General features: G+C 70.8%; 24 protein-coding genes. 16 read left to right on the top strand and 8 right to left on the bottom strand.

Translation table 11 applies throughout. The features are described 5' to 3' along the window. Positions 1 to 159 precede the first annotated feature (159 nt). The 5 genes from Acor_RS18840 (at position 160) to thyX (ending at position 6034) form a co-directional block, all read left to right on the top strand. Entirely contained in the window at positions 160 to 2286 is a 2127-nt protein-coding gene (locus Acor_RS18840; RefSeq protein WP_155337996.1) for an anthranilate synthase component I, read from the top strand. Between the two features lie 117 nt (positions 2287 to 2403). After that, on the top strand, positions 2404 to 3528 hold the full coding sequence (locus Acor_RS18835; protein WP_155337995.1) for an amidohydrolase: 1125 nt from the start codon (positions 2404 to 2406) through the stop codon (positions 3526 to 3528). Positions 3529 to 3571: 43 nt separating this feature from the next. Then, positions 3572 to 4480 (top strand): ABC transporter ATP-binding protein, encoded by a 909-nt coding sequence (locus Acor_RS18830; protein ID WP_155337994.1) that lies wholly within the window; start codon positions 3572 to 3574, stop codon positions 4478 to 4480. Beyond that, on the top strand, positions 4477 to 5262 hold the full coding sequence (locus Acor_RS18825; protein ID WP_155337993.1) for an ABC transporter permease: 786 nt from the start codon (positions 4477 to 4479) through the stop codon (positions 5260 to 5262). The genes Acor_RS18830 and Acor_RS18825 overlap by 4 nt, the downstream gene beginning before the upstream one ends. A gap of 61 nt (positions 5263 to 5323) precedes the next feature. Beyond that, on the top strand, positions 5324 to 6034 hold the full coding sequence (thyX, locus tag Acor_RS18820; RefSeq protein ID WP_155337992.1) for an FAD-dependent thymidylate synthase: 711 nt from the start codon (positions 5324 to 5326) through the stop codon (positions 6032 to 6034). Here the strand turns inward: thyX and Acor_RS18815 are convergent. Both Acor_RS18815 and Acor_RS18810 read right to left on the bottom strand, forming a co-directional pair. After that, positions 6031 to 6339 (bottom strand): ubiquitin family protein, encoded by a 309-nt coding sequence (locus Acor_RS18815; RefSeq protein WP_155337991.1) that lies wholly within the window; start codon positions 6337 to 6339, stop codon positions 6031 to 6033. The genes thyX and Acor_RS18815 overlap by 4 nt on opposite strands. A 152-nt stretch (positions 6340 to 6491) precedes the next feature. Then, a complete protein-coding gene (locus tag Acor_RS18810) occupies positions 6492 to 7607 on the bottom strand; it encodes a globin domain-containing protein (RefSeq protein ID WP_155337990.1) in 1116 nt (371 codons plus the stop codon). Positions 7608 to 7964: 357 nt separating this feature from the next. Here Acor_RS18810 and Acor_RS18805 point away from each other — a divergent pair, with 357 nt between their 5' ends. Beyond that, positions 7965 to 8648 carry a gamma-glutamyl-gamma-aminobutyrate hydrolase family protein gene (locus Acor_RS18805; protein WP_155337989.1) on the top strand — a complete coding sequence of 228 codons (684 nt, stop codon included), beginning with the start codon at positions 7965 to 7967 and terminating at the stop codon, positions 8646 to 8648. Positions 8649 to 8658: 10 nt separating this feature from the next. Here Acor_RS18805 and Acor_RS18800 read toward each other — a convergent pair whose 3' ends face one another. The 3 genes from Acor_RS18800 to Acor_RS18790 all read right to left on the bottom strand — a co-directional run bounded on the left by Acor_RS18800 (position 8659) and on the right by Acor_RS18790 (position 11452). Next, positions 8659 to 9384, bottom strand: a complete 726-nt coding sequence (locus tag Acor_RS18800) for an HAD-IB family phosphatase (RefSeq protein ID WP_170316992.1) — start codon at positions 9382 to 9384, stop codon at positions 8659 to 8661. 83 nt (positions 9385 to 9467) lie between these two features. Then, positions 9468 to 10613: an extracellular solute-binding protein gene (locus tag Acor_RS18795; RefSeq protein ID WP_155337987.1), complete on the bottom strand. Its 1146-nt coding sequence runs from the start codon at positions 10611 to 10613 to the stop codon at positions 9468 to 9470. Positions 10614 to 10642: 29 nt separating this feature from the next. Next, a complete protein-coding gene (locus Acor_RS18790; protein WP_155337986.1) occupies positions 10643 to 11452 on the bottom strand; it encodes a GntR family transcriptional regulator in 810 nt (269 codons plus the stop codon). Between the two features lie 93 nt (positions 11453 to 11545). Here Acor_RS18790 and Acor_RS18785 point away from each other — a divergent pair, with 93 nt between their 5' ends. The 6 genes from Acor_RS18785 to Acor_RS18760 are packed head-to-tail and all read left to right on the top strand — an operon-like array spanning position 11546 to position 17146. After that, positions 11546 to 12328, top strand: a complete 783-nt coding sequence (locus tag Acor_RS18785) for a glycerophosphodiester phosphodiesterase (protein WP_155337985.1) — start codon at positions 11546 to 11548, stop codon at positions 12326 to 12328. Further along, complete coding sequence (locus Acor_RS18780; RefSeq protein ID WP_155337984.1) at positions 12328 to 13374, top strand: ABC transporter ATP-binding protein; 1047 nt, start codon at positions 12328 to 12330, stop codon at positions 13372 to 13374. Before Acor_RS18785 ends, Acor_RS18780 begins: the two co-directional genes overlap by 1 nt. Next, positions 13371 to 14225 (top strand): ABC transporter permease, encoded by an 855-nt coding sequence (locus Acor_RS18775; protein WP_155337983.1) that lies wholly within the window; start codon positions 13371 to 13373, stop codon positions 14223 to 14225. Before Acor_RS18780 ends, Acor_RS18775 begins: the two co-directional genes overlap by 4 nt. Continuing rightward, positions 14222 to 15040: an ABC transporter permease gene (locus tag Acor_RS18770; protein ID WP_155337982.1), complete on the top strand. Its 819-nt coding sequence runs from the start codon at positions 14222 to 14224 to the stop codon at positions 15038 to 15040. Before Acor_RS18775 ends, Acor_RS18770 begins: the two co-directional genes overlap by 4 nt. A 22-nt stretch (positions 15041 to 15062) precedes the next feature. Continuing rightward, the gene (locus Acor_RS18765; RefSeq protein WP_155337981.1) at positions 15063 to 16001 is read left to right on the top strand and encodes a sugar phosphate isomerase/epimerase family protein; all 939 of its coding nucleotides are present in this window, start codon (positions 15063 to 15065) and stop codon (positions 15999 to 16001) included. Next, on the top strand, positions 15998 to 17146 hold the full coding sequence (locus tag Acor_RS18760) for a Gfo/Idh/MocA family protein (RefSeq protein ID WP_155337980.1): 1149 nt from the start codon (positions 15998 to 16000) through the stop codon (positions 17144 to 17146). The genes Acor_RS18765 and Acor_RS18760 overlap by 4 nt, the downstream gene beginning before the upstream one ends. A gap of 15 nt (positions 17147 to 17161) precedes the next feature. Here Acor_RS18760 and Acor_RS18755 read toward each other — a convergent pair whose 3' ends face one another. Genes Acor_RS18755 through Acor_RS18745 form a run of 3 tightly spaced genes read right to left on the bottom strand, consistent with a single transcriptional unit; the run spans position 17162 to position 19921 of the window. After that, a complete protein-coding gene (locus Acor_RS18755; RefSeq protein ID WP_155337979.1) occupies positions 17162 to 18088 on the bottom strand; it encodes an alpha/beta hydrolase in 927 nt (308 codons plus the stop codon). A gap of 24 nt (positions 18089 to 18112) precedes the next feature. Further along, positions 18113 to 19294, bottom strand: coding sequence for an acyl-CoA dehydrogenase family protein (locus tag Acor_RS18750; RefSeq protein WP_155337978.1), 1182 nt, complete (start codon positions 19292 to 19294; stop codon positions 18113 to 18115). 27 nt (positions 19295 to 19321) lie between these two features. Continuing rightward, complete coding sequence (locus Acor_RS18745) at positions 19322 to 19921, bottom strand: class I SAM-dependent methyltransferase (protein WP_155337977.1); 600 nt, start codon at positions 19919 to 19921, stop codon at positions 19322 to 19324. Positions 19922 to 20052: 131 nt separating this feature from the next. Between Acor_RS18745 and Acor_RS18740 the strand changes: the two genes are divergently transcribed. The 4 genes from Acor_RS18740 to Acor_RS18725 all read left to right on the top strand — a co-directional run bounded on the left by Acor_RS18740 (position 20053) and on the right by Acor_RS18725 (position 25517). Continuing rightward, complete coding sequence (locus tag Acor_RS18740) at positions 20053 to 21678, top strand: sensor histidine kinase (RefSeq protein WP_155337976.1); 1626 nt, start codon at positions 20053 to 20055, stop codon at positions 21676 to 21678. After that, positions 21675 to 22337 carry a response regulator gene (locus tag Acor_RS18735; RefSeq protein WP_155337975.1) on the top strand — a complete coding sequence of 221 codons (663 nt, stop codon included), beginning with the start codon at positions 21675 to 21677 and terminating at the stop codon, positions 22335 to 22337. The genes Acor_RS18740 and Acor_RS18735 overlap by 4 nt, the downstream gene beginning before the upstream one ends. A gap of 86 nt (positions 22338 to 22423) precedes the next feature. Further along, positions 22424 to 22996: a cardiolipin synthase ClsA gene (gene clsA, locus Acor_RS18730; RefSeq protein ID WP_155337974.1), complete on the top strand. Its 573-nt coding sequence runs from the start codon at positions 22424 to 22426 to the stop codon at positions 22994 to 22996. 13 nt (positions 22997 to 23009) lie between these two features. After that, a complete protein-coding gene (locus Acor_RS18725) occupies positions 23010 to 25517 on the top strand; it encodes a mannose-1-phosphate guanyltransferase (RefSeq protein WP_155337973.1) in 2508 nt (835 codons plus the stop codon). Positions 25518 to 25710 lie beyond the last annotated feature (193 nt).

Raw genomic sequence — 25710 nt, 5'->3', positions numbered from 1 at the left:
GCTATTGTGGCCCGCATGCGAACTCCTCAGCAGTGGTGGCGCCGCTGACCGGCGGCAGTCGAACCCAGGTTTTCGCATTCGCGAGTAAGCACTGGCCGCCCCGGATGGGCGGCCTTTTTGCGTTCGTCCCGGGGCTCGACAAAGGATCAAGGGGCGAACGTGGAGATCACCCGATATAGGACCGGCGGGGGCGTCGACGTCGAGCGCGGCGTGCGCGAGGTGCCGGAGGCGGCGCTTGAGGAGATCGTGACCGCGCTCGGGGAGCGGCGCGGCGGGGCGTTCTCCTCCGGAATGGACTACCCGGGCCGCTACAGCCGATGGGCGTTCGGCTATGTGGACCCGTGCCTGGAGATCGTGGCCAGGGGGCGCGCCATCTCGGCCCGGGCGCTCAACGAGCGCGGCCGGGTGGTGCTGCCCGCCGTGGCGGCCTGCCTGCTCGCGGCCGGCGAGAGCGTGGGGGAGCGCACCGAGGACTGGGTCGAGGTCGTGGTCGCCGAGCCGGCCGAGCTGCTGCCCGAGGAGATGCGCAGCCGCCGCCCGACCGTCTTCACCGCGATCCGCGAGGTCATCGCCGCCTTCAAGGGCGAGGACCCGCATCTCGGCCTGTACGGCTCCTTCGGCTACGACCTGGCCTTCCAGTTCGAGCCCATCCGGTTCGCGCTGACCCGCCCGCAGGACCAGCGGGACCTGGTCCTGCACCTGCCCGACCGGCTGGTCGTCATCGACCGCGTCCGCGAGACCAGCGTCGAGTACTCCTACGACTTCACCCTGGGCGGCGCGAGCACCAAGGGCCTGCCCAGGACCGGCGACACGCACCCCCTCCAGTCAGCCACCCACATCCCGAAAAATCCGGAAAGGGGTGGGTATGCGGATGTGGTGGCCAAGGCCAAGGAGAAGTTCAAGCGCGGCGACCTGTTCGAGGTCGTGCCCGGCCAGGTCTTCCACGCGCCCTGCGACGACCCGGCCGCGTTCTACCGCGCGCTGCGGGTCAGCAACCCCGCGCCGTACGAGTTCCTGATCAGCCTCGGCGGCGGCGAGCACCTGGTCGGCGCGTCCCCGGAGATGTACGTCCGGGTCAGCGGCGACCGGGTCGAGACCTGCCCGATCTCCGGCACCATCGCCCGCGGCGCCAACCCGGTCGAGGACGCCGAGGCCATCCGCACGCTCCTGTCCAGCGTGAAGGAGGAGTCCGAGCTGACCATGTGCACCGACGTGGACCGCAACGACAAGTCCCGGATCTGCGTGCCCGGCTCGGTCAAGGTCATCGGCCGCCGCCAGATCGAGATGTACTCCCGGCTGATCCACACCGTCGACCACATCGAAGGCCGCCTCCGCCCCGAGTTCGACGCCCTGGACGCCTTCCTCACCCACATGTGGGCCGTCACCGTCACCGGCGCCCCGAAGACCTGGGCGATGCAGTTCATCGAGGACCACGAGGCCACCACCCGCCGCTGGTACGGCGGCGCGGTCGGCTTCATCGGCTTCGACGGCTCCATGAACACCGGCCTCACCCTGCGCACCGCCCAGATCAGGGACGGCGTCGCCATGGTCAGGGCCGGCGCCACCTTGCTCTACGACTCCGACCCCGACGCCGAGGAGCGCGAGACCGAGCTCAAGGCCAGCGCCCTGCTCGGCGCGCTCGCCGCCGTCGGGAACCCGGACCAGGCCGCCGAGGCCGCCCCCGAGCGGGAGCAGCCGGGAGCGGGCCACACCGTGCTGCTGGTCGACCACGAGGACTCCTTCGTCAACACCCTGGCCGACTACTTCCGCCAGCAGGGCGCCTCGGTGATCACCCTGCGGCACGGCTTCCCGGCCGAGCTGATCGACGAGATCGCGCCCACCCTGGTCGTCCTGTCGCCGGGACCCGGCTGGCCGTCCGACTTCGGCACCGACTCCCTGATCAAGGCCCTGTACGCCAGGGAGCTGCCGGTCTTCGGCGTCTGCCTGGGCCTGCAGGCCATGGTCGAACAGGCCGGCGGGACGCTGGAACTGCTGCCCTACCCGGAGCACGGCAAGCGCGGCCAGGTCAAGCGGGAGGGCGACAGCGCCCTGCTGGACGGCCTGCCCGAGGCGTTCACCGCCGCCAGATACCACTCGCTGCACGCCAAGCACCCGGGCGTGCACGGCTTCACCGTCACGGCGGCCACCGCCGACGGCGCGGTGATGGCGATCGAGGACCTGCCGAACCGCCGGTTCGGGGTCCAGTTCCACCCCGAGTCGATCCTCACCACCGAGGGCGGCGCGGGCGCCCGGATCATCGCCAACGTGCTCCGGCTGTGCGGGTAAAACCGAGCGTGATCGGCGGACACGGAGGGTGACCGCGACCTAGAGTCCTGGGTGTCCCCGCACGTCATCGACAGCATGGGCGGTCCGATCGGGCCGCCCATCTGGATTGGCAGGCCCATGCACCCCAGGCTTCCCGATCAGGCCAGGCTTCCCGATCAGGTCGCAGAAGCCCTGCTCGCCCCGCTGGTGGACCAGCACTGTCACGGCGTGCGCCGCGACGACCTGGTCAGGTCCGCGTTCGAGACGCTGATCGCCGAGAGCGGCGTCCCCGCGCCGCCCGGGACCACGCACTTCGACAGCCCGCGCGGGATGGCTATCCGCCGCTGGTGCGCGCCTGTGCTCGACCTGGAGCCGCACGTGCCGCCCGCGGTCTACCTGGCCAGGCGGTCCGAGCTGGGCGCGGCGGAGGCGAACCGGCGGCTGCTGCGGGCGGCCGGGGTGGTGGCGTTCCTGATGGACGGCGGCGGCGACGCGTTCGCGCTGTCGGTGGCCGAGACCGGGCGGCTGGGCGGGGCCGCCGCCGACGAGATCGTCCGGCTGGAGCGGGTGGAGGAGGAGGTCGCCGGGGACGGGCTGCTGTCGCTGGACTACCTGGACCGGCTGCAGCAGGAGGTGGGGGCGCGGGCCGCCCGGTGCGTCGGGCTCTCCTCGGTCGTCGCGTACCGGTATGGGCTGGATTTCGAGGTGGCGCGGCCGTCCCGGGGGGCGGTGCTGGCGGCGGCCGGGCGGCGGCTGGCCGAGCCCAAGCAGCCGCTCGCCGATCCGGTGCTGCTGCGCTTCCTGCTCTGGATCGCGGTGGACGTGGCGCGGGAGCGCGCGCTGCCGATCCAGTTCCCGTGCGGGAACGGCGGGCCGCGGCCGCATCGCGGGGATCCGTCGCTGCTGGCCGGGTTCATCCGGGCGCTGCTGCCGCTGAGCGTGCCGTTGATCCTGCTGGACTGCTATCCGTACCACCGGCAGGCGGCGCATCTGGCCGCGGTGTTCCCGCACGTGTACGTAGGCGAGGCCACCTCGGCCGTGCTGGGGGAGTTGCTGGAGCTGGTGCCCTTCCACAAGCAGCTGTTCGGATCCGGGGGAGCGGGCGTGGCCGAAACGTGTTATCTGGGCGCGCTCAATCACCGGCGCGCGCTCGGCCGGGTGATCGCCGACCGGTTGTCGCAGGACGAATGGTCGCTAGCGGATTCCGTGCGCGTTGCCCAGATGATCGGGTCGGGAAACGCCCGCCGTATATATCGTCTTTAAGTAGGAGGACAACCCCTGGATCTTGGGCAGATAATTTTGCCTGATGAGTGCCATTGAGATTAGAAACCTATCGAAATCGTTCGGGCTCGTACGAGCCGTCAACGATGTCTCCTTCACCGTGGAGGCCGGGTCCGTCACCGGATATCTCGGGCCCAATGGTGCGGGCAAGACCACGACACTGCGCTCGCTGCTCGGCCTGGTCACCCCGGACACGGGAGAAGCCCTGGTCAACGGGCGGCGCTACACCTCACTCACGCACCCGCTGACCGAAGTGGGCGCCGTGCTGGAGGCCACCAGTTTCCATCCGGGCCGCACGGCCCGCAATCACTTGCGCATCATGTGCTCCGCCGCCGGGCTGCCGCCGGGGCGGGCCGACGAGGCGCTGGAGACGGTCGGCCTGGCCGACGCGGCGGGGAAGCGGGTCGGCGGCTTCTCCCTCGGCATGCGCCAGCGGCTGGCCCTGGCCTCCGCCCTGCTGGGCGAGCCCAAGATCTTCATCCTGGACGAGCCCGCCAACGGCCTGGACCCGTCGGGCATCCAGTGGCTGCGCGGCTTCCTGCGCCACCTGGCGCACGAGCGTGGCGCCGCCGTGCTGGTCTCCAGCCACGTGCTGTCCGAGGTCGAGCAGACCGTGGACAACGTCGTGATCATCGCGCGCGGCCGGCTGGTCCGGCAGGGCACCCTGGCCGAGCTGACCCAGAACGGCGACAGCGCCGTCCGGGTCAGGACCACCGCCGACTTCCGGCCGGCGCTGGAGGCCGCGGGCGCCCGGGTGCAGGAGGTCGAACCCGGCCTGCTCCGGGTCTACGGGCTGGACGCCGAGGCGATCGGGCAACTCGCCCTGGACCACCGGGTGCTGATCACCGAGGTCACCCAGGAACGCTCGGACCTGCAGCAGGTCTTCCTCGAACTCACCGAGGAGACCCAGGCCACGGTGGAGGGCGTGCGATGAGCAACCTGATCAAGGCGGAACTGCAGAAGCTGTTCACCACCCGCATCTGGTGGGCGATGCTCATCGTGATGCTGCTGCTGACCGGCCTCAGCCTGTTCTTCATCATCTTCTTCGCCGGCGAACCCGCCCAGAACGGAGCGCCCGGACTGCCCGCGCTGGAGGACCCGGCCTGGCTGCCGATCGGCCTGTCCGCCGCCTCCAGCGGCACCATCTTCACGATGATCCTCGGCGTCATCATGATGACCAGCGAATACCGCTACCAGACCGTCACCGGCACCTTCCTCACCACGCCCCAGCGGGGCAGGGTCATCGCGGCCAAGCTCGGCGCGGGCGTCGTGGTCGGCCTGCTGTTCGCGGTGGTGTCCCTGGTGGTCGTCGGCGTGGTCTGCGTCATCGCGGTGCTCTCCGCCGGCGGCGACATCGCGCTGACCGGCAACCGGGTGCCGCAGATCATCATCGGCGTGTGCGCCAGCCTGGCCCTGTACGCGATGTTCGGGATCGGCCTGGGCGCGCTGATCCGCAACCAGATCGCGGCCCTGATCGGCGCGATCGTCTGGGCCTACGTGATCGAGTCGATCTTCGCGGCCATCCCGGCCCTCCAGGTCGTCGGCAAGTGGCTGCCCGGCGGCGGCTCGCAGGCGCTGATGAGCATCGACGTGGACACCGGCCTCGGCGCGCCCGACCTGCTCCCGGCCTGGGGCGGGGCGCTGCTCCTGGCCGGCTACGCGGTGCTGTTCGCCGTGGTCGCCAACATCACCACCACCAAGCGCGACATCACCTGATCACCCGGGTGCCGGTACGGCGCGCCCGGCCGGCACCCGATCTTCTTCTAAACTGAAGGTCATGGTAAAGATCCAAAGTGATGTGACCGTCGAACTGGTCAAGCACAGCGCGTCCGACAGCGACGTGCTCTGGGCGGCCCGGGTCTCGACGGCGGGGGAGCAGTCACTGGAAGAGGTCCACAAGGATCCGCAGCGGTCCAAAGGGCTGATCAACTTCCTGATGCGCGACCGGCACGGCAGCCCGTTCGAGCACAATTCGATGACCTTCTTCATCAGCGCGCCCATCTTCGTGTTCCGCGAGTTCCACCGGCACCGGGTCTGGTCCTACAACGAGGAGAGCGGCCGGTACCGGGAACTCCAGCCCGTCTTCTACGTGCCGGGCAAGGACCGCAAGCTCATCCAGGAGGGCCGGCCAGGCAAGTACGAGTTCGCCGACGGCACCGACGAGCAGCACGCCCTGGTCGAACGGGCCATGACGGAGTCCTATCGGCAGTCGTACGCGGCCTACCAGGAGATGCTGGAGGCGGGGATCGCCCGCGAGGTGGCCAGGGCGGTGCTCCCGGTGGGCCTGTTCTCGTCCATGTACGCGACCTGCAACGCCCGCGCCCTGATGCACTTCCTGTCCCTGCGCACCAAGGACGACCGGGCCACCGTGCCGTCCTTCCCGCAGCGGGAGATCGAGATGGTGGCCGAGAAGATGGAAGCCTACTGGGCCGAGCTGATGCCGCTCACCCACGAAGCCTTCAACGGCAACGGCCGCATCGCTCCCTAGGACAGCGCCGGGAGCACGTACACCTCGGCTCCCGGCGGTAGCGCGCAGTCCAGGCCGCCGATGCGGCGAGCGTTCTCGCCGCAGACGAAGATGCCGATGTGGCGGCGCAGGCTGCCGTACTCGTCGCGCAGGTGCTCCTCCAGCGACGGGTGGGTACGGCGGAGCGTGTCGAGCGCTCCGCCCAGGGTCGGCAGGTCGTCGTCGGAGGCGGCGACGGCGAACACCTTGACCTCGGTCTGGTGGCCGATCCAGTGGCGGAGTGTGCTCGGCAGCACGAACGTGACGAGCGTGACCGGTCTGGCCACCTAGAGCACCGCCGCTCGGACGGTGGGGGAGTGCACCGGATCCATGGGGAGACCTCCTGTGGGATGCGCTCGGCGAAGTCCCGTGGCGGACGGCTGAGCCCATCGTGCCAGTCAGGCCGTGATCATGTGGGCGGACCCGGGATGTGAGGGCGTCAGGATTCCCCCTGGATGGCGTCCCGGTGGATCCGGCCCGGTGGAATCCCGGCGCGCTGCAGGCGGCGCACGGTCTCGTTGACCATGCTCGCGGGGCCGCAGACGTAGACCTCGTGCTCCGCCCAGGAGTGGAAGCGCTCCATCACGTCCGGCAGCCGGCCCCGCATGCCGTCGTAGGCGGGTTCCTCGGAGACGACGGGGAGCACGCGAAGCCACGGGAAACCCGACTCCATCCGGACGAGGTCGGCCATGTCGTACAGGTCGACGGCCTTGCGGGCGCCGACCAGCAGGTGCACGCCGGGGCGCCGGCCCGACGCGATCACCTGCTCCACGATGGCCTTCAGCGGGGCCAGGCCGGTGCCGCCGGCCACGCACAGGATGTCGCGGCCGGAGTCGGTCAGCGCCATCGTGCCGACCGGCGGGCCGAGCAGCAGCTGGTCGCCGATCCGGGTGTGCCGGGCCAGCGCGGTGCTCACCCAGCCGCCGGGCAGGGCGCGCACGTGCAGCTTGATCGTGTTGTCCGCCCTGGGCGCGTTGGCGATCGAGAACGTCCGCCAGACGCGCGGCCAGCGGGCGGTCTGCACGCTGACGTACTGGCCCGGGGTGAAGTCCAGGCGCTGGCCGGGGCGGAGCGTGAGCACGGCGATGTCCGGCGCGCGCAGCTCGTGGTCGATCACCTCCGCCAGCCACCAGGCCGGGGACACCCCCGCGTCCGCGTCGGCGGAGCCGATCATCAGATCGGCGGCGGCCGTGTACGCGGCCACCCAGGCGGCCTCGATCTCGGTGTTCCACGCCTCGGCGGCGAACCGCCTGATCGTGGCGATCAGCGCGTTGCCGACCGCGGTGTAGTGCTCGGCGACGATGCCGTATTTCCGGTGATCCCGGCCCAGCTGTCCCAGGTACCCCCCCAGGCTGCCCGGGCTGTCGAGCATCCAGACGATTCGGGTGAGCGCGCCGAACAGACGGTCGCGCTGCACGTCCATGGCCGGAGGGAACATTCCCCTCAGGTGCGGATTTTCTGCGAAAAGGCGCCCGTAGAAGTATGCGGCGGCCTTGTCCGCGACGGGCTCGATGGCCGAGAAGCTTTCTTTTACGAGGCGCGGATTTAACGACATCTGCGTGTGTCCCACCCTAGGTGACCGGAAATCGACTCCGGTCTAGTCGATCCACCTCCCTGACGGCTCCGGGTGACGAGCGTCCGGCGGCCCCGGCTCAACCGAACACTCATTTCGGAGTGTTCCACTCGCACTCGGGCGTCACAACTGTTTCCATACAAGGTGGTGCGAAAGCGTACTCTCCGTAATCGGTACGTCATCCTCCGTTATTTTGGTCACGCCGATTTCGGACATCGAAGGTGAGGAGTTTTCGCATTGATCGGGATGGCTGCCATTGATACGTGGGATACGTGACAAAACCGAAATCGAGTGCGTCATGATGGGCTAGCCGTCGCGAAAAACCCCCTGGAGATCGCCATGCCCCGTCCGCTCGTTGGCATCACGACCTATCTGGAGGCTGCCCGCTGGGGCGCCTGGGTCAGAGAGGCGGTGCTGTCCCCGCAGGCGTACACGCGCGCGGTGGAAAAAGCGGGCGGACTGCCGGTGCTGCTCCCGCCGCTCAGCCCCGCCGGGGCCGAGGACCACCTGCGCGGCCTCGACGGCCTCATCCTGGCCGGCGGCGTCGAACTCGACCCCGCCATGTACGGCGAGCCCCGCGACTCCCGCGTCGAGGAGCCGCAGACCCACCGCGACCGCTTCGAACTCGCCCTCACCCGCGCCGCCGTCGCCGCGGGCCTGCCCCTGCTGGGCGTCTCCCGCGGCATGCACATGCTGAACGTGGCCCAGGGCGGCACCCTGATCCCCTGGCTCCCCGACGTGGTCGCCCACGACCGGCACGGCACCGCCCGGCACACGGTCACCGTGAGCGTCTCCAGCAAGATCGGCAAAGCGATAGGCGACCGCGCCGAGGTCACCGGCCCCCACCACCAGTCGGTCAAGCGCCTGGGCACCAACCTGCTGGCCGTCGCCTGGGCCGACGACCAGATCGTCGAGGGCATCGAACTCCAGGGCCACCGCTTCGCCGTCGGCGTCCAGTGGCACCCCGAGCGCACCGAGGACATCCGCCTCATCGAGGCCCTGATCGAGGCCGCCCGCCCCTAACCCGCCGGGGTCAGCGCGCGGTTTCCGGCCCGCAGACGTACGGGCGGGCCACCGGGCCGGACAGGGCGCCCCGGGCCTGGGCCTGGGTGAGCCAGGCGTGGACGTCGTCGAAGGTCCGCCACCGCTGGAAGGGCAGGCCGCGGCGTTCGCAGATGGTGGCGAGTTCGGCCTTGGCGAAGACCGTGTCGGCGTGGGCGGCCGCGTACTGGTCGCTGTAGCCGTCGCCGATGAAGACGACGTGGCGGCCGGCGGCCTGGTGGAGCAGGACGCGCTGGCGTTTGCAGGTGCCGCAGACCTGGCAGGCGGGGTGGCCGTTCGGGAAGGTGATCTCGGGGCCGGTGGGGGTGTAGCCCAGGGCCGCCGAGTAGACGGGGAGGCCGCCGAGGCCGAGGGTGGCCAGGGCGGGGGCGACGAAGAAGCCCAGGCCGTCGCTGACGACTTCGACGGTCATGCCGTGCGCTCGCGCGTACTCGACGAAAGGGACGAAAGTCGGATCGTGGGGCTGGTCGCGGGCCAGGTCGGGGAGGTCGGCGGCGGTGCCGGGCAGCAGCCGGGTCTCGGCCCGGAGCAGGGCGCGGGAGCCGATGTCGCCCCGCCGGTAGGCGAGTTCCAGGTCGAGCCACTGCCGCTCGGAGGCCGACGTGCGGACGAGTTCGTCGGTGACGTCGACGGTCGCGATGGTCCCGTCGTAGTCCACGAGGATCGCGATCTCCGGTGCTTCGCTGGTAGGCGACATAGTGCGAAAAATCATCCTTTGTCAGGTTCGAGGGAGGGCGCAGGCGGAGGGGAGGCTCCGTCTGCGCCCCGGTCGAAGGGCGGCTACTGGAGCAGCACGTTCTCGGTGAAGCCCTTCAGGATGGCCTCCTTGTACGGAGCCGGCATCCACGCCGTGCCATTGGCCCGGCTCTCCTCGGAGATGATCGACGGCGACTCCGTCATGTCGGTCCGCGCCGGCGTCGACCCGACGGTCCTGTTCATCAGCGCCTGCATCTGCCTGCTGGTCAGGAAGTCCAGGAAGAGCAGCCCGGCCGCCTTGTTGGGCGCGTTCCTCGGCACCCCGGCCGTGTCCCCGCCGCCGGGCAGCCCGAACCGGGGCACGTACATGGCGGCGCGTTTGAACAGCGAGCCCTTCGCCAGCGCGTTCTGGGCGTCGTCGTCCCAGGCGATCACCAGCGAAGCCGTGCCCTGGTTCAGCAGGTCGATGTCCTCGCTGTTGGACAGGGTCACGTTCATCTTCTCGTTGCCGGTCTTCAGCCAGTCCCACGCCTCGGTCCACTCGGCCGTCTTGGCCGGGTCGAGCGCGGTGTCGGCGGTGTACCTGTCCAGGCCGCCGGTCAGGTTGGCGATGACGGCCTGGACGAACGCGCCGCCGGTGCCGCCCTTGTTGGGGTCGGGGTAGGCGAAGCCCTTCGGGTTGGCCTGGACCCATGCGGTGAACTCGTCCCAGGTCTGGGGTGGGACGGGGACCTTCTCCGGGTCGTACAGGAAACCGGTCTGGTTGCGGTAGATGGGGATGAGGTGGCCCTTGGTCTCGACGCCCTCCTGGGCGGTCTGGAGGGCGCGGTCGAGTTCCGGGGAGGCGGGGAGTTTGGCGGCGATCGGGCCGTACCAGAGGGCGGCGTCCATCGAGGTCTTGACGGCGGCGCCGCCGACCAGCTGCACGTCGATGGTGCCGACCCGGCGGTCCTTCTCGGCGAGGATCTTGTCGATCGGGTTGTTGCCCATCAGATGCCGGGCCTCGATGCCGTATTTCTCCTCGAACAGCCGGGCGGCCTCCTTCCAGTACTCCTCCCCCCACCAGGCGGAGAAGACGACTTCGCCCTCCGCCTTGGCCTCGGCGACGATCTGGTCCCAGGTCATGCCCAGGTAGTCCTTGGCGACGGCTTCGGGTTCCTGCGCGCAGGCGGACAGCGGGAGAAGTAAGAGGGCGGCAGCGGCGCTGGCTCGCCTCAGTAGTCTCGGCACGACTACCTCCAGGTGGGTCGTTGGGGCTACTACCTGTCGGGGAGCTGCGGGCGGCCGGACAGGGCCGGGCCACGCCGGTGGATGACGAACTCGAACGCGTCGGCCACGTAGTGCTCCCGCGACAGCAGGACCGGCTTCTCGCCGGCGTCCCTGTCGAGCTGCTCGATGACCAGCATCTCGGTGCCGGGGGCGGTGCCCAGCATCTCGGCGATGGCCTTGCCGGCCAGGTCCGGCCGGATCCACGCGGTCCCGTCGATCACCGACACGCCGAGCCGGACGGCGTAGAAGTGGTAGAGGGACATGTTCTCGTCGAGCAGTTCCGCCATCTCCACGCCGGCGGCGGCGAGCAGGGCCGGCGGGATGAGGTCGCGGGTGAACACCACGTTCCTTCCGTCAGCCGTACGGACCCGCTCAAGGACGACGATCGGGTCGTCCGGCTTCATGGCCAGCCGCCCGGCCTCGTGCGCGCTGAGGGTGGCAGGCCGCACCGTCTGGTTCCGGGTGCCCGGCACCATGCCGTGCGCGCGGATCAGCTGGCTCGCGCTCTGGTTGACGTTCAGGCCGCTCTGCAGGAGCGGGGAACTGCGGACGAAGGTGCCGTGACCGTGCCGGCGGATCAGCAGCCCGTCCAGCTCCAGCTGCTGGACCGCCTCCCGCAGCGACGTCCGGCTCACCCCCATCAACCTGGCCAATTCAATCTCCGCGGGCATCTTGCTCCCGCTCGGAAACCTGCCGTCGAGGATCCGGGCACGAAGATCTTCCTGCACTTGCCTGACCAAACTGCTCCGTGCTACCTTCACGGCACTTCTCCAAATGGTATGAGGTCGTACCTCTGGCATCGGACATTAGGTGTCCGGCGACCGGCCTGTCAATGGACCGAGAAGCGGGAGTGAACCGATGGTCTACTCAGCCCCCCGATCCCAGGATCCGATGTGACCAGCCCCTGGCTGCGGGCGGGCCGGCCGCTGGTGGTCGGGCATCGCGGTCAGCGCGCCCATATCCCCGAGCACACCATGCCGTCCCTGCGCGCCGCCATCCAGCGGGGCGCCGAGATGATCGAGGCCGACGCGCTGCTCAGCCGGGACGGCCAGCTGGTCCTGATGCACGACACCACGGTCGACAGGACCACCGACGGCACCGGCCCGCTCGCCGACCTGACCTGGGCCGAACTCGCCGAACTGGACGCGGGCAGCTGGTTCGGCCCCGAGTTCGCGGGCCTGCGCCTGCTGCGCGCCCAGGATCTCATCGACCTGGCCAGAGCCGAGGACATCGCGCTCTGCCTGGAGGCCAAGGGCGACCGCACCGAGGACACCACCCGGGTGGCCGAACGGCTGGCCCGGCTGGTGGCCGACAACGACGCCCTCGACTGGGCGTTCGTCTCCTCCTTCGACCACCACGCCCTCGCGGCGGCCAAGGCCGCCGTCCCCGCGCTGCTCCTCGCCCCCGAACGCCTGCCCGAATACGGCCCGCAACCCCCCGCCGAGACAGTACGGCAGGCGCTCGCCCTGGGCGCCCCCGTCATCCAGCACCGCTGGGAACTCATCAGCCCCGACCTCGTCGAGACCCTGCACGACGCGGGCATCGCCATCTGGGCCTGGAGCACCAACGACGCGGAGGCGGTCCGGATCTCGCTGGCGCTCGGCGTCGACGCGATCATGGGCGACGACGTGGACGTGCTCGTGGCCGGAGTCCGCAGCCACGGGCGGGTGACCTGATGGCCGTCCTGGAGGTCGAGGCCCTGTTCAAGGCGTACGGCGGGAACACCGTGGTCGACCACCTCGACCTCACCGTCCCGGACGGGGAGTTCCTCACCCTGCTCGGCCCGTCCGGCTGCGGCAAGACCACGACGCTGCGGGCGATCGCCGGCCTGGTCGAGATCGACGGCGGGGAGATCCGCTTCGACGGCCGCCGGATGAACGAGGTCCCGCCGCACAAACGCTCGACCGCCATGGTCTTCCAGTCCTACGCGCTGTTCCCGCACATGAACGTGCGGGAGAACATCGGGTTCGGGCTGCGGATGCGCCGGGTCTCCGGGCGGGAGCTGGCGCGGCGGGTCGAGGAGGCGATGGCGATGGTCGGCCTGGAGCCGCTGGCGGAGCGCAGCCCGGGGCAGCTTTCCGGCGGCCAGCAGCAGCGGGTGGCGCTGGCCAGGGCCGTGGTGACCCGCCCGGACCTGCTGCTGTTCGACGAGCCCTTGTCGAACCTGGACGCCAAGCTGCGGGAGCGGCTGCGGATCGACATCCGCGAGTTACAGCGCCGGTTGAAGATCACCTCCGTCTACGTGACGCACGACCAGGCCGAGGCGCTGGTCATGTCTGACCGGATCGCGGTGCTGAACAACGGCAGGATCGAGCAGCTGGGCGACCCTTCGACGATCTACCGGCACCCGGCCACCGGTTTCACCGCCGAGTTCATCGGCCAGGCCAACATCCTCAAGGCCTCGGTGGTGTCGGTGACCGCGGACGGGTGCGAACTGGACACGCCGGTCGGGCGGCTGGCCTCGGCCGAGACGCCGGCGGACGGCAGGTCCGAGGTGCTGATCGCCTGGCGGCCGGAGGAGATGATCCCGTTCGTCCCCGGGATGCGGAACCGGATCGCGGCGACGGTCACGCAGACCATCTACATGGGCAACATCACCGACGTGCTGCTCGACGCCGGGGGCACGCCGCTCCGCCTGGAACAGCACGGCTCCGCGTCCGCGCCCGCCGGCAGCACGATCGAGCTGGCCGTCCCGCCCGACAAGATCCAGGTTCTGCGGTGACCAGGAAGAACCACGGCTGGCTGATCATCCTGCTGCTGCTTCCCGCGGTCGGTTACGTGGCGGTGTTCCTGTCCGCCTCGCTCGGCATGACGGTGGCGCAGAGCATCGGGTTCTTCGCCTTCACCGGGGAGACCGAGCTCGGCCTGCACCACTGGTCGGCCACGTTCACCGGCCAGACCCTCGACTCGCTGCTCTATTCGGTCAGGATCGCGTTCGTCAGCGCGTTCTGCGCGCTGCTCATCGCCTACCCGCTGGCGCTCTACCTGCGCGGGAAGTTCGCCGGGAAGAAGTTCCTGAACGCGGTGCTGCGGCTGCCGCTGTTCGTCCCGGCGCTGGTGGCGGCCTTCCTGATCCTGAACGTCATCTCCTACCACGGCATTCTGAACGAGGCGCTGGTCCGGCTCGGGGTCATCGACGAGCCGTTGCGCCTCACCCATGACGACTGGGGCTGGGGCGTGGTCGCCATCCAGGTCTGGAAGAACCTGCCGTTCCAGACGCTCATCCTCACCGCCGCGCTGCGGAACGTCCCGGCGGATCTGGAGTCGGCCGCCAGGAATCTGGGCGCGGGCAGGTTCGCGGTGTTCCGGCACGTGCTGATGCCGCTGTCGGCGCCCGGCATCCAGATCGGGGCCACGCTCGTCTTCATCGGCGTGCTCGGCGACTACGCGATCAACGCGGTCGCGGGGCCGCTGTACCCGCCGTCGCTGTCCATCCGGATGGTCCTGTTGGGCAAGAACTTCGGCGAGTGGGGGCAGGCGGCGGTGATCGCGATCGTCATCATCCTGGCCTCCCTGTTGTTCGCCTGGCTCTTCACGCTGTTCGCGAAACTCCTGGTCAGGGTGGCGCGATGAACAAGCCCCGCGCGCTCGTCCCGTGGCTGCTGATCGCCGTCGCGGTGGTCGTGGTCGGGGTGCCCGTCCTGATGGCGGTGGCCTGGTCGCTGGTCGATCCCGACCATCCCTGGTCGTATCCGGACGTGCTGCCGCCTTCGTTGTCGCTGTTCCAGTGGGAGTTCGTGTTCCGGGTCACCGGGATCGTGCCGGCCATCGGCACCAGCTACCTGCTGGCCGGGTGCGCCACCGTGCTGGCGTTCCTGCTGGCGCTGCCGATGGCGTACGCGATCCACCGGTTCGACTTCCGCGGCAAGGAGGCGATCCGGATCCTGATGCTGCTGCCGCTGATCATCCCCGGCATGATCGTCGCGCTGTTCCTGAGCCGGGCGTTCGACTTCCTCGGGCTCTCGCAGACCTTCCTGGGGCTGGTGCTGGGGCACACGCTGCTCGGGATGCCGTACATGGCGCGGCTGCTGACCACGAGTTTCGAGGCGATCCCGAGGGACGTCTCGGACGCGGCGTCGAACCTGGGGGCGTCGGAGCTGGTGAAGTTCCGGCTCGTCTACCTGCCGATGGTGACGCCGGGGATCTTCGCCGGGGGGATCTTCACGTTCATCGCCAGCATGGAGGAGTTCGCGCTGACGTTCGTCATCGGGACCCCCGACTACCAGACCATCCCGACCGTGCTGTTCTCGTTTCTCGGGGAACGGCTGGTACGGGCGCATGCGGCCGTGGTCTCGCTCATCCTGCTGGTCCCCAACATGATCCTGCTGTTCGCGGCGGAACGCTTTCTCAAGTCCGACTTTCTCGCCTCCGGCTACAGCAAGCTGTAGCCGCGGGACCAAGGGAGATCCCATGCGGTTGTCGCTGTACACCGATTCCGTGCCCGGCCTGTCCCTGGAAGGCGCGCTCGATCTCGCGGTCGAGATCGGCGCGCCGGCGGTGGAGATCGCGGCGGGCGGGCAGTCGTCCGCGCCGCATCTGCGCATCGACGAGTTGCTGGCGGACCGGGAGGCGTTCGCCCGGTTCCGGGACGCGCTGGAGTCGCGGGGGCTGCGGATGGGGGCGCTCAACTGCTCGGCGTGGCCGATGCATCCCGTACACGGGAAGAGGCACGAGGAACTGATCAGGAAGACGATCGAGCTGGCGCGGCGGCTCGGCGTGGACACCATCGTGACCATGTCGGGCTGCCCGGGGGACGGTCCGTCGGCGAGCACCCTGAACTGGGTCTGGTTCCCGTGGCCTGAGGACGCCGTGGCGCTGCTGGAACGGCAGTGGGAGCAGGCGGGTCCGCTCTGGCGCGAGCTCGCGGGGCGGGCCGCAGACGCAGGGGTCACCAGGATCGCCTTTGAGCTGCATCCGCTGCACCTGGTCTACAACGTGCCGACGCTGCTGCGGATGCGGGCGGAGGTCGGGCCGATCATCGGGATGAACCTGGATCCCTCGCACCTGTTCTGGCAGCGGATGGACCCGCTGGCGATCATTCGCGCGCACGGCGACGCCGTCTACCACGTGCATCTGAAGGACACCCAGCTCAATCCCGGGCCGCTGGCCATGGCCGGGCTGCTCGACCAGCGCACCGGCGGCGACCCCGGCGGGCGGGCCTGGAACTTCCGGACCGTCGGGGCCGGGCACGGCGCGGAGTTCTGGTCGCCGTTCGTGGCCGAGCTCACGGCGGCCGGGTACGCGGGCGCGCTGAGCATCGAGAACGAGGACCCCTACGACCCGCCGGTGGAGGGCGTGCGCCGGGCCGCCGCCTTCATGCGCCCCCTCCTCGAAGCGAGGCACGGATGAACGCCCGCGGCGTCGCCCTCATCGGATGTGGAAATATCGGGATAAATCAACATATTCCGGCTTGGCTGGAGCGGCCCAACGGATATCACCTCGCCGCCGTGGCCGACCCCGATCCCCGTCGCCGGGAGGCCGCCAGACGGGTGGCGGGGCTCGCTCCGGAGGACGCGCTCGACGGACTCGACGCCGTCCTGGCCCGCCCGGACATCGGCGTCGTCGACCTGTCGGTCCCGCCGGGCCTGCGGCTGGAGCTGGTCCGGCGCGCGGCCGGGGCCGGCAAGCACATCCTCACCGAGAAGCCGCTCGCCACCACCCCGGCCGCCGCCGAAGCCATGGTCGAGATCTGCCGGGCCGGCGGCGTGACCTTCGGCGTGGTCCACAACTACCTGTTCTTCCCCGAACTGGTCGCGGCCCGCGCGCTCATCGACTCCGGCGCGATCGGCGACGTCGAAGTGGCGATACTCAACTATCTGGGCTGCGCCGACAACCCCGGCGCGGCCGAATACATCCCCGCGTGGCGCAAGAATCCGGAAATGTCGGGCGGCGGGGTTCTGATGGATCTCCTGCACGTCGTCTACGTGGCCGAATCCCTCCTCGGCCGGCCGATCGACGCGGCCTCCGCCTATGTCACCGCCCGCTCGCACGGCGGCGTCGAGGAGATCGCCAGCTGCCGCTTCGAGACCCGGGACGCCGTCGCCCTGGTCAACGTCGGCTGGGGCCACGGCCCCGGCGGCATCGACGTCAGCGGCTCCCACGGCCGCCTCGCCATCCGCTACCGGGGCGGCGGGACCAGCCCTTTCGCCCCCTTCGAAAGCCTGGAACTCACCACGCCCGCCGGGACCACCCGGATCGAGGTCCCCGCGCCGACCGGCTTCCTGAGCCCGGTCACGGCCGACTTCACCGCCGCCCTGGCCACCGGAACCCGCCCCGCCGCCACCGGCGAGGACGCCCTGCGCGTCCTGGAGGCCACGGTCGCCGCCTACGCCTCCGCCGCCTCGGGGGCCACCGTCGCCCTCCCGCTGGACCGCGCCGACCCCGCCTTCACCGACGGCGTCCTCGGCTTGTCCCGCCGCCCGATCAGCCCGCGCGGCGCGGTCGCCCGCCTGGGCCTGTTCGGCGTCTCCGGCCAGGACCCCGTCCCGGCCTGACCCATAGTCCGCGGCTCAGCCGGCCGCGAACGCGTCGTTCAGCCGGGACGCCACGTAGTCGCGCGCCTCGCCGGCCTGGTCGAAGAAGCCCGGCAGGCCGTAGAAGCCGTGCAGGCTGCCCGGGTAGCACCGGTAGTCGACCGGAACCCCCGCCCCGCGCAGCGCGTCGGCGTAGGCGGCTCCCTCGTCGCACAGCGGGTCGCACTCGGCGGTCACCACGGTGGCGGGAGCCAGCCCCGACATGTCCGCCAGCCGCGACGGCGCGAGCCTCGGATCGGCGGGGTCCGCTCCGTCCGCGTACTTCTGGATGAACCACGCCATCTCCGCCGCGCCGAGCCCGAACCCCGACGCGTACGCCGCGTAACTCGGCGTGTCCATCGCGACATCCACCACCGGGTAGATCAGCACCTGGTGGGCGAGCGTGTATCCGGCGTCCCGTGCCTGCCAGGCGACCACGGCCGCGAGGTTGCCGCCCGCGCTGTCCCCGATCACGGCGATCCTGGCCGCGTCCGCGCCGTAGTGCTCCGGCCGCGCGAAGACGTCCGCCAGCACCGCCCAGGAGTCTTCGGCCGCGGCCGGGAAGGTGTGCTCGGGCGCGAGCCGGTAGTCCACCGACACGACCACGCACGCGCTCCGCGCCGCGAGGTCGCGGGCGAGCGCGTCGTTGCGCTGCACGCTCCCGTACACCCAGCCGCCCCCGTGATAGTACACGAGCACCGGAAGCGCCTCATCCCCATCCTTCTGCCGATAAATCCGCACAGGAACCCCGGCGACCACCTCGTCGCGCACCACCGCCATCTCCGCCGGCGCGCCCCGCTGCTCGACCATCGCGTCCAGCCCCCGCAACTGCACGATCTCCGCATCGGTGATCGTGGCCAGATCGGGGCCGAGATCGGCCGGGAACGACTTCAGATAGGCGACCGCCTGAGGGTGCAAGGTCATGCCCCGCACATTAACCCGGAGCGGTCAGAAGCTGCGCGGCAGCCCCAGCACCTGGGTGGCCAGGTAGTTGAGCAGCAGCTCCTCGGTGACCGGAGCCACCTTCCCGATCCTGGCCTCGGTGAGCAGCCGGGCGACCGGATACTCCAGCGAGTACGCCATCCCGCCGTGCGTCTGGAACGCCGCGTCCGCCGCCTCCCAGGCCGCCTCCGACGCGGCCAGCTTCGCGATGTTGGCCTCCGTACCGCACGGCAGCCCCCGGTCGAAGAGCCAGGCGGCCTTGTACAGCGTCAGCCGGGCCAGCTCGATCCTCGCCTTCACCCGGGCCAGCGGAAACGCGATCGCCTGGTTGGAGCCGATCGCGCGCCCGAACACCTCACGCTCCTTGGCGTACGCGACACCGACCCGGAGCGCGACCTCCGCGCCGCCGAGCGCCGACGCGGCCAGCAGCACCCGCTCCGGATTGAGGATGTCCCACAGCACGACCGCGCCCGCGTGCACCTCGCCGATCACCGATGTGGCCGGGACCCGCAGGTCGTCGAAGAAGACCATGTTCGACGGGGTCGTGTTGGCGCCCATCTTTGGGATCGGCCGGTAGCTCAGCTGCCCCGCCGCCACCGCCTCGGGCACATTGACCAGGAAGACCGTCAGCCCGTTGGTGCGCGGTTTCGCCTCGGCCGCCGGGATCGTCCGGGTGACCAGCAGCATCCACGTCGCCCGCTGCACCCCCGTGATCCAGATCTTCTGGCCGTTGATCACATACTCGGCGCCGTCCGCGCGGGCCGAGGTCGAGATGGCCAGCGCGTTGGAGCCCGCGTCGGGCTCGGTCAGCGCGAAACAGGTCTCGACCTCGCCGGCGGCCAGCCCCGGCAGCAGCGCGGCCCGCTGCTCCGGGCTGCCGTGCCGGGCCAGCGTGAGCGCCCCGAAACCGGGCGTGAGCACGTACGTGAACGCCGAACCCCCGGCCGCGCCCGACGCGGACAGCGCCTCCGTGGCCACCGTCAGTTCGAGCAGGCCCTGGCCCCCGCCGCCGTACTCCTCGGGGACGGCCAGGCCGAGCCAGCCGCCCTTGGCCAGCTCGGCCCAGACCTCCTCCGGCCACCGTTTCTCCGCCTCACAGCGCTGCCAGTAGTCCATGTCGTAGCGGGCGCAGACGGCCGCGATCCCGCGCTGGACGGCCTGCGCGCTTTCCGGCAGCGTGAAGTCCATGGTCGGCCATACTAGAAGGAAGTTCGGTCAGACTCCAGTCCGGCGGGGACGGCGGGCGTGGTAGACGAACGCCGGCGGCAGGTTGCGCCACACCGTGCGCCCCAGCACGACCTCCTCGAAGGAGTCCACCAGCGCCCTCCTGATCCGCACCGCGGGCGGCAGCCGCCGCGCGTGCACGTACGCGAACATGGTGAAGGCCCCGTCGGGTTTCAACGCCGACAGCACGCCGTCCAGCAGCGCCCGCTGGGTGCCCGCCCCGAAGGCCGCCCACGGCAGCCCGCTGACGATCACATCCGCCTGGCCCGCCCGCCGGGCGGCCAGCAACTCCGGCAGCTTGGCCGCGTCGTCCACGATCAGCTCAACCCCGGGATGGCGGGTGGCCAGATGGCTCGCCAGCAACGGGTTGATCTCCACCGCGAGATGCCGCCCGCGCCCGCCGAGCCGCCGCTGGATCTCGGCGGTGAACGGGCCCGTCCCCGGCCCCAGCTCGACCACCACGGGGTCGCCGTCCTCGGGGATCGGGACGGTGATCGCGGCGGCGAGCCGCCGGGAACTCGGGGCGATCGCGCCGATCATCGCGGGGGAGCGCATGAACTGCCCGAAGAAAAGCGCTGGTTCGTTAGCCATGGCCGCACGCTATGGGGTGAACGGCATGCTCGACCACGTTCAAGCGGCCGGAGACATCGGCCACTTGAAGGATCCCGGTCCTCCTGACGGACGAGAACGCGGTACTGACCGGGGCGGATACGGTTTCAGTCATGCGGTGGCGAGGTTTTACCCTGGATTTTCTGCTGGCGTCGGCCGGGGTCGCGCTGTGCGCCCTCACCAGCCAGTCCTGGGGCAGCCCCGACCTCCCCGCCTGGGCCACGGCCGCCCTGGTGCTGGCCGCCGGGCTGCCGCTCGGCGCGGTCCGCCGCGCGCCCGGCCCCGCGGCGGTCTACCTGGCCGTCCTGCTGGTGCTGCTCGACGACTTCGGCGCAGGCATTCTGGATGGCCTGCAGATCCTGCTGGCGCTGTCGGCCGGGGCGCTGGCCCGCAACCGCGACTGGCGGTGGACGCTGCCGGTGGCCGCGCTGGCCTGCGCCGCCACCGCGGTCAACCTGACCGAGCCCGGCGCCTGGCCGACCGGCAGCGTGGCGTTCTACACGTTCGGCATCATCGGCGTCCCCGTCGCCATCGGGCGCTACCTGCGCAGCCAGTCGGCCGCCGTACCGGACGGCGAGGAGCGCTCACCGGTGCTGGACCTGCTGCTCGCCGGGGGCGGCGTCGCGTTCGCCGTGCTCGGCACCTGGGCGAGCTGGCCGGAGGCCGAGATGCACGCCTGGGGCATCGGCCTGCTGGCCGTCCTGGCCGGGCTCGCGCTCGGCGTGGTGCGCTGGCTGCCCGGCGCGGTCCTGCTGCTGGAGAGCGCCCTGCTGGTGATCGCGGCCGGCCGCGCCCCCGAGGCCGCCGACAGCCTCCAGGTGCTCCTGTTCGTCGCCCTCGGCGTCTTCGCCAGCCAGGTCACCTGGCGCTGGCTGCTGGCCGGCTACGCCCTCAGCTGCGTCGTCACCATGCTCACCGCGGTCGGCGGCGGCTCGGAGGTGACGTTCTGGTGGCTGCTGGTGCTCGGCACGATGGTCGCCGCCCCGGCCGCGATCGGCGCCTTCGTCCGGGTCCGCCGCACCGCCACCCGCCGCGAGGTCGAACTGGCCGCCGAACGCGCCCGCTCCGACCGGCTGGCCGAACGCGAGCGCATCGCCCGCGAGGTGCACGACATCGTCGCCCACCACGTCGGCGCCATGGTCCTGCGCGCCGGAGCCGCCGAGTACGCCGGCGCAGCGGGCCCCGCCGCCGAAGCCCTGGCCGACATCCGCGCCACCGGCCACCAGGTGCTGGAGGACCTGCGCGGCCTGCTGGCCGTGCTTCGCGCCCCCGGCGCGGAACTCCCGGTCGGCGACCCCGAGGACGTGATGCGCGACGCCGCCGCCCGGATGGCCGGCGCGGGCCTGGACGTCGCCCTGGAGATCGCCCCCGAGGTCGCCGTGGCCCCGCTGGTGGCCCGCGCCTCGGCCGCCAGGATCGTCCAGGAGGGCCTCACCAACGTGCTCAAACACGCCGGGCCCGGTGCGCCCGCGCGGGTCAGGGTCGCGGTCAGCGCGCACGAGCTCACCGTCGAGGTGCGCAACGCCAGCAACGCCGGGGGCGGCGCGGTGCCGATGCTGCCCTCCTCCGGGCAGGGCATCGCGGGCATGCGGGAACGCGCCCACGCCCTCGGCGGGCGGCTCACCGCCGGGCCGCTGCCGGACGGCGGCTGGCGGCTGGCCGCCGCGTTCGCCCTGCCCGAGCAGGGCCAGGACTGGGACTGCGCGGTCACCCGCTTCGCCAAGGGAGGGCCACGATGATCAGAGTCGTGGTCGCCGACGACCAGGCCCTGGTGCGGGCCGGGGTGCGGATGATGCTGGAGGCCGCCGGGGACATGACCGTGTGCGCGGAGGCGGCCGACGGGGCGCAGGCCGTGCGGGAGGCCGAACGGCACCGGCCCGACGTGGTGCTGATGGACCTGCGCATGCCGCGGGTGGACGGGCTGGAGGCCATCCGCCGGATCCTGGCCGCCCGCCCGGCCTCCCGGGTGGTGGTCCTCACCACCTTCGCCGAGGACGAGAACGTGTACGCGGCGCTGCGCGCCGGGGCGCTCGGCTTCCTGGTCAAGGACGACCCGCCGGACCGGATGGTGGAGGCGGTCCGGCGGGCCGCCCAGGGCGAGCCCCTGCTGGCCGCCTCGGTGCTGCGCCGGGTGGTGGCCCGCGCGCTGGCCGCCGAGGACGGCCGCCCGCCGGTGCCGCCCGCACTCACCGAACGGGAACTCCAGGTGCTCACCCTGGTCGGCATCGGCCTGTCCAACGCGGAGATCGGCGAACGCCTGCACCTGGGCGTCACCACGGTCAAGACCCACGTGGCCGGGGTGATGGACAAACTCGACCTGCGCAACAGGACCCAGGCGGCCGTGGTCGCGCACCGGCTCGGCCTGGTGGACGCCGACTTCCGGCCGACGCGTCCCTGACACGCGCCCGACACCCGTGTGGCGGGTGGTTTAACGGTGCCCATGCGGACGCCGGCGGCCGGTCGCGCGCATGTAGGGTCTGGTTCGTGGACACCGCTGAGGACCGGATTTGGACCATTCCGAATCTGCTGAGCTTTTTGCGCCTTCTCGGCGTGCCGGTGTTCCTCTGGCTGATCCTGGGCCCCAAGGCGGACGGCTGGGCCATCGCCCTGCTGATGCTGGCCGGCTTCTCCGACTGGCTCGACGGCAAGCTGGCCCGCGCCTGGAACCAGACCAGCAGGCTCGGCCGCCTGATCGACCCGGCCGCCGACCGCCTCTACATCCTGGCCACCCTGCTCGGCCTGCTGCTGCGCGAGATCATCCCGTGGTGGCTGGTCGCCCTCGTCCTCGCCCGCGACCTGCTGCTGCTCTGCATGGTCCCGATCCTGCGCCGCCTCGGCTACGGCCCCGCGCTCCCGGTGCACTTCCTCGGCAAGGCCGCCACCGCCAACCTGATGTACGCGTTCCCGCTGCTGTTCCTGGCCGCGCACGCCGGTTGGTACTCGGAGATAAGCGCGATATTCGGGTGGGCATTCGTCATCTGGGGTACGGGTCTGTACTGGTGGGCGGGGGTGCTGTACGTGGTGCAGGTGCGCATGCTGGCGCGTGCGCCCCGATGAAGGTGGGAATGGCGTGAAGGCCGTCGTGATGGCGGGCGGTGAGGGCACGCGGCTGCGGCCGATGACCGCCAACCAGCCCAAACCGCTGCTCCCCGTGATCAACCGCCCGATCATGGAACACGTGCTCCGCCTGCTCAAGAAGCACGGCTTCACCGAGACCGTGGTCACCGTCCAGTTCCTGGCCGCCCTGATCCGCAACTACTTCGGCGACGGCGACGAACTCGGCATGCACCTCTACTACGCCACCGAGGAGACCCCGCTCGGCACCGCGGGCAGCGTCAAGAACGCCGCCGACCGGCTGCGCGAGGACCGCTTCCTGGTCATCTCCGGCGACGCACTCACCGACATCGACCTGACCGACATGCTCCGCTTCCACCGGGAGAACCGGGCCCTGGTCACCATCGGCCTCAAACGGGTCCCCAACCCGCTCGAATTCGGCATCATCATCGTCGACGACCAGGGCCGGATCCAGCGTTTCCTGGAGAAGCCCACCTGGGGCCAGGTCTTCTCCGACACCGTCAACACCGGCATCTACGTGATGGAGCCCAGCGTCCTGGACGAGGTCGCGGCCGGGGAGTCGGTGGACTGGTCCGCGCACGTCTTCCCGCGCCTGCTGGCCCGCGGCGCCCGCCTGTTCGGCTACGTCGCGGACGGCTACTGGGAGGACGTCGGCACCCACGAGAGCTACCTCAAGGCCCAGGCCGACGTGCTGGAGGGCCGGGTCAAGGTCGACTTCGGGGACGCCTTCGAGCTGTCCCCCGGCGTCTGGGTCTCCGAGGGCGCCTCCGTCGACGCCGACGCCATCCTCAAGGGCCCGCTCTTCATCGGCGACTACGCCAAGGTCGAGGCCGGGGCCGAACTGCGCGAGTACACCGTGCTCGGCAGCAACGCGGTGGTCAAGGAGGGCGCCTTCCTGCACCGCGCGGTGGTGCACGACAACGTGTACGTCGGCCCGGCCGCCCACCTGCGCGGCTGCGTCATCGGCAAGAACACCGACGTGATGACCGGCGCCAGGATCGAGGAGAACGCGGTCGTCGGCGACGAGTGCGTGATCGAGGCGGAGGCGTACGTGTCCTCCGGCGTGAAGATCTACCCGTTCAAGACGGTCGAGGCCGGGGCGGTGGTCAACACCAGCGTCATCTGGGAGTCCCGCGGCCACCGCAGCCTGTTCGGGCCGCGCGGCGTGTCCGGCCTGGTCAACGTGGAGATCACGCCGGAGCTGTGCGTCCGGCTCGCCAGCGCGTACGCGACCACGCTGAGCAAGGGCGACACCGTGGTGACCTCCAGGGACGCCTCCAGGGCCGCCCGCGCGCTGAAACGGGCCGTGATCAGCGCGCTCAACTCCAGCGCCATCAACGTGGTCGACCTGGAGGCCGCCGCCATGCCGGTGGCCAGGTTCCACACCTCCAGGGAGAACGTGCGCGGCGGCATCGCGCTGCGCACCACCGCGGGGGACCCGCAGAGCGTGGACATCGTCTTCCTGGACGACACCGGGGCCGACCTGACCCCGGCCGCCCAGCGCAAGCTGGAGCGCGTCTTCTCCCGCCAGGAGTACCGCAGGGCCTTCCCCGGCGAGATCGCCGAGCTCACCTTCCCGGCCCGCGCCGTCGACACCTACGCCCGCGAACTGCTCCGCTGCGTGGACATGACCGGCGTCAAGGACGCCGAGATGAAGGTCGTGGTGGACTGCGCCGGCGGCACCTCCTCGCTGGTGCTGCCCAGCCTGCTGGGCCGGGTCGGGGTCGGCGTGCTGACGGTCAACAACCGGCTCGACGACGCCTCGCCCACCGAGACGCTGGCCGAGCGCCGCCGCGACCTGCAGCGCCTGTCTGAGCTGGTCGGCTCGTCCAGGGCCGCCTTCGGGGTCAGGTTCGACCCGGTGGGGGAGCGGGTCTCGCTGGTCGACGAGATGGGCCAGCTGATCAGCGAGGAGCGCGCCCTGCTGGTCGTGCTCGACCTGGTCGCGGCCGAGCGGCGGGGCGGCCGGGTCGCGCTGCCGGTCACCACCACCCGGGTGGCCGAGATGGTGTGCCGCTTCCACGGCGTGCACGTGGACTGGACGGCCACCGGCATCGACGCACTCACCAGCGCCGCCACCCACCCGGAGATGATCTTCGCGTGCGACGGCAGGGGCGGCTTCGTGGTGCCCGAGTTCGGGCCGACCGTGGACGGCCTGGCCGTCTTCCTGCGCCTGCTCGGCCTGGTCGCCAGGACCCGGCTCTCACTCAGCCAGATCGACGCCAGGATCCCCGAGGCCAGGCTGCTCAAACGCACCATCCCCACCCCGTGGGCGCACAAGGGCGCGGTGATGCGCTCGGTGGTCGAGGCCGCCGACGGCCGCCGCCTGGACACCACCGACGGGGTCAGGATCGTCGAGGAGGACGGCAGCTGGGCGATGGTGCTGCCGGATCCGGCCGAGGCCGTCACCCATCTGTGGGCCGAGGGCCACGACGTGGACACCGCCCAAATACTTATCGAACGATGGGCTCTCGTGGTCGAGCGGGCCGCCGGATCGGCCTGAAACGATAACCTGTATAACCTGAAGGGCCTTGAACCCCTTGGCGGATGATGATGGTGTGGCGGCATGGACCTTGGACCGTGCCTGACGGTAGCGTTGGGTAGTCAATGTCCAGCGTGCCTGCCTTGACCTTCGTGTCTGATCAGCGTAAGTTTCGGCATTCGCAGTTTTGAGCAAGTCGTGAGAGAGGCCGAGC

The sequence above is a fragment of the Acrocarpospora corrugata genome (assembly GCF_009687845.1).
GTDB lineage: Bacteria > Actinomycetota > Actinomycetes > Streptosporangiales > Streptosporangiaceae > Acrocarpospora > Acrocarpospora corrugata.
This window is presented reverse-complemented; position numbering and strand designations above follow the sequence as displayed.